This is a genomic window from Streptomyces sp. NPDC000410 (assembly GCF_040300305.1).
Lineage (GTDB): Bacteria > Actinomycetota > Actinomycetes > Streptomycetales > Streptomycetaceae > Streptomyces.
On record NZ_JBEPDM010000053.1, the window covers coordinates 36,168 to 43,311 of the forward strand.

General features: G+C 70.7%; 6 protein-coding genes. 3 read left to right on the forward strand and 3 right to left on the reverse strand.

Translation table 11 applies throughout. The annotated features are described in order from the left end of the window. The first annotated feature begins 139 nt into the window (after positions 1–139). Complete coding sequence (locus tag ABT342_RS32405) at positions 140–964, forward strand: NAD(P)H-binding protein (protein ID WP_351581737.1); 825 nt, start codon at positions 140–142, stop codon at positions 962–964. 193 nt (positions 965–1,157) lie between these two features. Here ABT342_RS32405 and ABT342_RS32410 read toward each other — a convergent pair whose 3' ends face one another. Further along, the gene (locus ABT342_RS32410; protein WP_351581739.1) at positions 1,158–2,096 is read right to left on the reverse strand and encodes an amidohydrolase family protein; all 939 of its coding nucleotides are present in this window, start codon (positions 2,094–2,096) and stop codon (positions 1,158–1,160) included. A gap of 674 nt (positions 2,097–2,770) precedes the next feature. Between ABT342_RS32410 and ABT342_RS32415 the strand changes: the two genes are divergently transcribed. Beyond that, positions 2,771–3,103 (forward strand): hypothetical protein, encoded by a 333-nt coding sequence (locus ABT342_RS32415; protein ID WP_351581741.1) that lies wholly within the window; start codon positions 2,771–2,773, stop codon positions 3,101–3,103. 426 nt (positions 3,104–3,529) lie between these two features. Here ABT342_RS32415 and ABT342_RS32420 read toward each other — a convergent pair whose 3' ends face one another. Together ABT342_RS32420 and ABT342_RS32425 are read right to left on the reverse strand one after the other, a co-directional pair. Beyond that, positions 3,530–4,225 (reverse strand): response regulator, encoded by a 696-nt coding sequence (locus tag ABT342_RS32420; protein WP_351581743.1) that lies wholly within the window; start codon positions 4,223–4,225, stop codon positions 3,530–3,532. Further along, the gene (locus tag ABT342_RS32425; protein WP_351581745.1) at positions 4,216–5,367 is read right to left on the reverse strand and encodes a sensor histidine kinase; all 1,152 of its coding nucleotides are present in this window, start codon (positions 5,365–5,367) and stop codon (positions 4,216–4,218) included. Before ABT342_RS32425 ends, ABT342_RS32420 begins: the two co-directional genes overlap by 10 nt. 158 nt (positions 5,368–5,525) lie before the next feature. On the opposite strand from ABT342_RS32425, the gene ABT342_RS32430 reads away from it, so the two are divergent. Further along, the gene (locus ABT342_RS32430) at positions 5,526–6,815 is read left to right on the forward strand and encodes a serine hydrolase domain-containing protein (protein ID WP_351581747.1); all 1,290 of its coding nucleotides are present in this window, start codon (positions 5,526–5,528) and stop codon (positions 6,813–6,815) included. The last annotated feature ends 329 nt before the right edge of the window (positions 6,816–7,144 follow it).

Consider the following 7,144-nt stretch of genomic DNA (forward strand, 5'->3'; position numbering starts at 1 on the left):
GGACGTAGGCGCGGTTGGTCCTCTCCGCCGATGCGGCGGATTGGTCACTCCTCCTAGGGTCGAGACGGCTGAGGATGATCAACCCGAAGCCCCAAGCCCCAAGCCCCAGGCCCGAGGCCCGAGGCCAAGGAGGAGACCAGTGATCGTAGTGACCGGTGCCACAGGGAACGTCGGCCGTGCCCTTGTCGGGCGGCTCGTCGCGGAAGGGCAGTCCGTGCGGGCGGTGAGCCGCAATCCGGAGCGGGCCGCGCTTCCCCCGGGCGCTGAAGCGACACGCCTCGAGTCAGCCGGGCTGTTCGAAGGAGCGTCGAAGCTCTTCCTCCATGTGCAGGCCACCGGCGACCGCACCCGCGCCGTCCTCGACAAGGCCCGCGCCGCCGGCGTACGGCACGTCGTCATGCTCTCCTCCGGAATCATCCAGGAGGGCGCCGACGAAACCCATCCGATCCACATAGCGCATGCGCGGGCCGAGCAACTGGTCCGGGACAGTGGCCTGGAATGGACCTTCCTACGGCCCAACGCGTTCTCCACCAACGCCTTCCAGTGGGCTCCGCAGATCAGCGCGGGCGACACCGTGCACGGCCCCTTCGCCGGCGCCGTCACCGCGCCGATCCACGAGGACGACATTGCCGCGGTGGCCGAGCGTGCCTTGCTCGACGCGGGCCACGATGGTGCCGTCCACCGGCTCACCGGGCCCGAAGCGACGACGAACGCAGGGCAGATCGCGACCATTGGACGGGTACTCGGCCGGGACCTGACCTACGTCGAGGTTCCCGTGGACGAGGCAGAAGCCGCTTTCTTCCCTCACATGCCACGGCAGATGGTGCGGGCCATCCTGAAGTCCTTCGCGGCGACGGTCGGTTCCGAGCCCGAAATCACACCGACGGTCGAGAAGATCACCGGCCGTCCGGCGCGCACGTTCGCCCAATGGGCCGAGGACCATCGGGCGGACTTCGCGGCCTGAGCCAAGTCGACCACGCGTCCCGCCTCGCCTCGCAGGCGAGGGTCCGAGCCGTGAGTGGGCCGGTGCTGGTGATCGAGTTGGCGGAGACACCGTCCCCCTCGATGCGTTCCAGCGGCTCCGCGAGTTTCCGGTGCGCTCCTCAGCACGCTTCGAGGAGAAGCTACGACGGCGGTGGTGACCTGGCCCGAGGCGGTCAGGCTCGTGCGAGACGGGGGAAGAGGAACTCGGCGTTGCCTCGGTGGATCGAGTACAGCTGTCCGTCCTCCCAGTGCGGGTAGCCGTCCAGCCCGTCGTCGAAGCCGCTGCACCAGTCCTCGGGCACCATCGGGAAGTCGCTGCCGTACAAGACGTGTCCGGGCTCGGCGAAGGCGAGGAGCGAGGGCAGCGAGGCGGGGCCCGCGCAGAACGCGGTGTCGAAGTAGAAACGCCGCAACTCGGCCAGGAGGTCCTCCGGAGCGGTGTCCGGACGCAACCGGGCCGCGGCCGCGAAGCGGTGGGCGGCGTACGGCAGGAAGCCGCCCGCGTGGGGAAGGATCATCTTCAGCCGGGGGTACCGGCCCGGGACGCCCGCGACGGCCAGGTGCAGGGAGGTGCGGGCGGTGTCGTACGGGAAGTCCACCAGCGGGCTGGGCAGGCCCGGGACCATCGCGCCGGGCGGCGCGGTGGGGTGAATGAGGACCACAGCCTCGCGCGCGTCCAGCTCGGCCCAGAGCGGCTCGAACTCCGGGTCTCCGAGGTAGCGCCCGTGGGCGTTGGACAAGACCATCACGCCGTCGGCACCCAGCTCGTCCAAGGCGTGGGCGGCCTCGGCGAGCGCGCCGTCCACGTCCGGCAGGGGAAGAACGGCGAAGTTACCGAACCGGTCGGGGCGGTCCTTCACCAGCTCCGCGGTGAACTCGTTCACGTCCCGGGCCGTGGCGCGGGCCCCCTCGAGGTCGTCAGGAGGCCCAAGCGGAGCGGCGTACGAGAGGATGCCGGTGGCGATCGAACGGCGGTCCATCATCGCGATCGCGCTCTGCCGGTCCCAGGCGGGCACCGGCCAGCCGAGGGCAGCGGCGCGGTCGGCGATCGCGCGACTGCGGTCGGGCGGGATCACGTGGTGATGGACGTCGATGCGCGCGTGTTCGTTCATGCCGGTCCACATCTCCTCCCGCCGATCTCCAGGGCGGCCGGTGCACGGTAGGCGGGAACACGGCGGGCCGGCCGCAGCCCATAAGACTCCAAGGACGCCGACGGCCGCCAGCGCATGCGAACGCCGCCACAGCCGGTCCACCCGTCCGGCCCAACACACCCTCGTCTGCGCCAAGTCGAACCATGATGCGAACCCGGACGAGGCGGCCGACCGCCGAGACGGTCACGCTCCCGCAGGGACCACGTCGGACTTCCGGGCCTCGCCACCCGTCAGGAACGTGCCAGGCCGAGACGCCTCCGGCGGCCCCCGCTGCTTCTGGGGTCGTAGCGAGCATCCGGCCAGTGAAGCGGACCACCGTCTCGACGCCGGCCGCCCGGTGGACCTGCGTCCAAGAGCGCTCCACTCGACGGCCGTCGGCTCATCGCCGGTCAGGCCGACCCTGTGATGGCGTCATACGCGGGACATGCCCCCGGAGTTGGGGCCCGGTTCGACGCGGGCGGCGAGATGGCCGACCCGTTCGCGGTACGCCGGCGCCTGGGGCGGCGAGGGTCCCGCAACAGTGCGGCCAGGTACAGCGCTCAGTACCGGCCCCTGGGCACGATGAGTACAAAAATCGGCCGACCCTGAGTACGCCCGCGCAGTCGAACCGGCGCCGGAGCCGATTGGCTGTACCCATGGACGAGACAACTCCCGCCCCGACCGCCGACCGCACCGACGGGACTTCGGCCACCGACGGGGTGCTGATGTGGACCACGACCCTGGCGATAGCCCTGATCCCCGTGGCCCTGCTCTTCGGCGGCCTGGCCCAAATGGCCGCCGAGGTTCACCCTGGGACCGTAGCGGTCGTCACGGCCTGCTGGTGGGCGTCCTGGACGGCCACCCCGCTGCTCGCGGTGGCCTTCCGCCTGTCCCAGCGACACCCCGCCCTGCGCACGGCGGGCCGATGGGCGGGATGGATCGCGCCGGTCCCGCCGACCGTCACGGTCCTGCTGTCCCTCGGCCTGTAGAAGGCGGCCCGGCAGCAGGCACAATGGCCGCCCGTCCGACAGCAAGGCGCTCACCACAACGTCAACCTGAACCACCTGCGGCACTGCCCAGCACGGCACGGACCCCGGAGCGGACACCGTGTGCCTGAGTACGCGTACTCAGGCACACGCAGCACTGCACACGACTGCAAGGGCAGGAACAACGCGGCGGATCACAACACTCCCGGTGAAGAAATCGCCTCCGGGCTCGCACACCTCGGCGAGGACCTGTATCGCTGGACAGGGCCGGCGGTGGCCCGTGGTTCTCGTCGGGGTGAGCGTGTGGGCCACCCTCGCGATCGTGGCCGCCCGCCGGGGTTGATCGCCGCTGGAGGGTGGACACGGGCACGCAGGAGAGCGAAGGACGCGCGGCCGTACGTACAGAAACCCCCACCCCGCCGGACCTGCTCACCCCGCTCCCCCGCCCCTGACGGGGAAGGCTGACGTGGGGTCGAGCGCCGTACCGCCGTGGCGGCGGAGGTAGGCCAGGACCGCGCGGACGCGGCGGTGGCCGCTGTCGCCGACCGACAGGCCGAGTTTGAGGAAGATGTTGCCGATGTGTTTGTGGACGGCGTTGTCGGTGATGACGAGCCGGCCGGCGATGGTCGCGTTGTCGTGCCCCTCGGCCATCAGCGCGAGAACCTCGCGCTCGCGCGCGGTCAGGGCATCGACGGGGTCGCCCTGTGCGAGCAGTTGCGCGATGACCTCGGGGTCCATCGCCGTGCCGCCTGCGGCCACGCGGCGCAGCGCGTCGGTGAATTCCCCGATGCGGCTCACCCGGTCCTTGAGCAGATACCCGATGCCGCCCCGGGCGTCGGCGAGGAGGCGCCCCGCGTATTCCTGCTCCACGTACTGCGACAGGACCAGGACGGGAAGTCCGGGATGGTCGCGGCGGGCCTGGACCGCGGCCCGGATGCCCTCGTCGCGGAAGGTCGGGGGCAGCCGCACGTCCACGATGGTGACGTCCGGCCGGTGGGTCTCGACGGCGGTGAGGAAACCGGGGGCGTCGGCCGTGATCGTGACGACCTCGAACCCCTGGGAGTTGAGCAGGAGCTCAAGCCCGGACGACAGCAGGACGTTGTCCTCGGCGATCACTACGCGCACGGCAGCTCCACGGTGATGACGGTCGGCCCGCCCGGCGGGCTGCTGATCTTCATGGTGCCGTCCAGAGCGGCCGCGCGGCGGCGCATTCCGTCCAGGCCGGACCCTCGGGCGGCGTCCGCTCCGCCGGTCCCGTCGTCGGCGATCTCCGTGCGGAGCAGCGCGCCGTTGCGGGTGACACGGACCGAGGCGTGGGTGGCCCGGCTGTGCCGGGCGATGTTCGCCAGTGCCTCGGTGACGGCGAAGTAGGCGACCGCCTCGACCGCCGCGGGGATCTCACCGAGCGGGCCGATGTCGATGCGGGTCGGCACCCCGGCCCTGGTGGACAGGGTGCTGAGTGCTCCGGAGAGACCCTGGTCGGCCAGCACCGGGGGGTAGATGGTGCGGATGACGGAGCGCAGCTCGGTCATCGCGTCCTCGGTCTCGGCGTGGGCCTGCCGTACGAGAACGGCGGCCGCGTCCGGGTTGTCGGAGAAGCTCTCGCCGGCCACGGCGAGCCGCATCGCGATGGCCACGAGCCGGGCCTGGGTGCCGTCGTGCAGGTCTCGTTCGATGCGGCGGAGTTCCGCACTGTGTGCCTGCAGGACGTCCGTACGCGTTCGGGTGAGTTCGGTGACGCGTTCGACCAGTTGCTCCGCGGGCGATGGCGCCAGGAGCGCGAGGCAGCACCGGGCGTGCGCTCGGGCGAGCGGCGGGAGGCCGATGGCGGCGAGTCCCGCCAGGACCACCAGGTTGACCAGGCCGAGCGACAGCGCGGTGCCCCAGTCGGTGATGGGGACGCTGATGACGGGCAGCCACGGGGCCGTGGGAAAGGCCCACCACAACACCGTGATGACGGGAGTGAGGAACAGGCTGCCCAGGAAGATCAGGCCCAGGCCCCCCGTCGGCAGACCGGTGACCACCTGCGTCACGAGCCACGCAAGGTTGCGGCGGGCGGCACGCGGGCGCGGCTCGACCGACTGCCCCAGCAGCGCGCCGGCACGCCGGCGATGCTGCTCCGTCCAAGGCTGTGCCAGCGACGGAACGCACAGCAGGGGCGCCGCGGCGAGCGTCACCGTCGCGGCCACCAAGGTGCCCAGCAGATAGCGTCCGCTGCACCACGTCCTGAGCCACCATGCGCGGGCGGCGGGGGGTATGCCGAGCACCTGTCTCGCTTTCCCTTTGTCGTACAGAAGGATGGTGGGAGGCCCCACGTGATGCACCCTAGATAACAAGCGACCGTGCGGCACTACAGCTGGCTGTACCTCTCATACGGGAGTGCGTGGTAGCGACTCGCCACCAGGTGCCTACCTAGCGTGGGGGCATGACATCCACGAGCCCTGCCGCCGCGCCGCACCACCCGGACGCTCCCCTGCCCGACCGGCCCAACCAGTCCAACCAGCGCGATCGGCAGCACCGCCGCACCGGCAAACGGTGGCTGGCCGCCGCTGCGGCCGTCCTCGTCACTGCCGGCGCTGCCGTTGCCGTCCAGCGGCCGGCCGACGGGCACGAAGCGACCATGCCCGGATACGGGCGGGACGATCTGCGCCGGGACACCGACGCCATCCGGGCGCTGGGGGTCACCGGCGTCCAGGCACGGGTGACCACCGTCCCTGGCCGGGACCTGGTCACCATCAGCGGCGTCGCCGAAGCGGGCACGAACCGTCCGGTGTCCGGCAGCGGCTACTTCCGGATGGCCAGCACCAGCAAGGCGCTTGTGGCCACCGTGGTCCTGCAACTGGTCGACGAGGGCAAGCTGAAGCTCGACGACACGGTGGACCGCTGGCTGCCCGGCTCGGTGGACGGCAACGGCAACGACGGACGCCGGATAACCATCCGTCAGCTCCTCCAGCACACCAGCGGCATCCACGACGACGACCTCCCCGGCTACACGACCCCGAACGAGTACTACGAGCGCCGGTACGACACCTACACGCCCCAACAGATCGTCGCGCTGGCGATGAGGCACCGCCCGGACTTCCCGCCCGGCACCGGGTGGAGCTACTCCAACACCGGCTACGTCCTGCTCGACATGATCATCGAGAAGATCACAGGCCGCCCTTGGCACCAGGAGGTCGAGAACCGGGTCCTGAAACCGCTCGGCATGGACCACACCTACCTGCCGGGCCGGACCCCCACACTCCGCAGTCCACACGCCAACGGCTACCAGGTCTTCCCCTCCGGCGAACGAGTCGATGTCACCAACGTGATCCTCCCTGACCCCGGCAGCTACGTCTCCACCACCGCGGACGTCAACCGCTTCTTCCAGGCCCTGCTCAGCGGCGAGCTGCTGCCCCAGGCACGGCTGGCCGAGATGCGGAACACCGTCCCGGTCAGCAAGGAGATCCAGGTGTTCTGGCCCCACGGACGCTACGGCCTCGGCCTGGTCGAGCGGCCCCTGTCCTGCGGCGGCAGCTACTGGAGTCACGAAGGAGGCGACGGCGGCTACATCACCCTGAACGGCGCCACCGACGACGGCGGGCGCACGGTCACCGTCTCCATGTCCACCGCCCTGAACGACTCGCCCGACAACGCACTCCGACAGGAGCGAGCCGCCAGCAACCTCGTCGACCACGCGCTGTGCGCCACCCCCGGCAACGGGCGGGACAGATGAGGCCCAAAAATACATCCGGCCATGACCGACGGTGGCTGTCACCGGCTCCGCCATGCTGTCCACGGCGTCGCACCTACGCGAGCAGAACCTCAGCCGCCGGTACCGGCCACAACGCCCCTTCCGCTGTGGAGCGGACGTGTTGAATGTTCGGCGGGTACTACAGCACCCGGTTCATTCACCCATCGCCGTCGCCGCGGACACAGAGCAGAAGTCGGCGTAGCGGCCGCCGCGGTCGAGCAGTTCGTCGTGGCTGCCGTCTTCCGCGATCCGGCCGCCGTCCAGGAAGACGACGCGGTCGGCGCGTTGGACGGTCCTCATCCGGTGCGCGA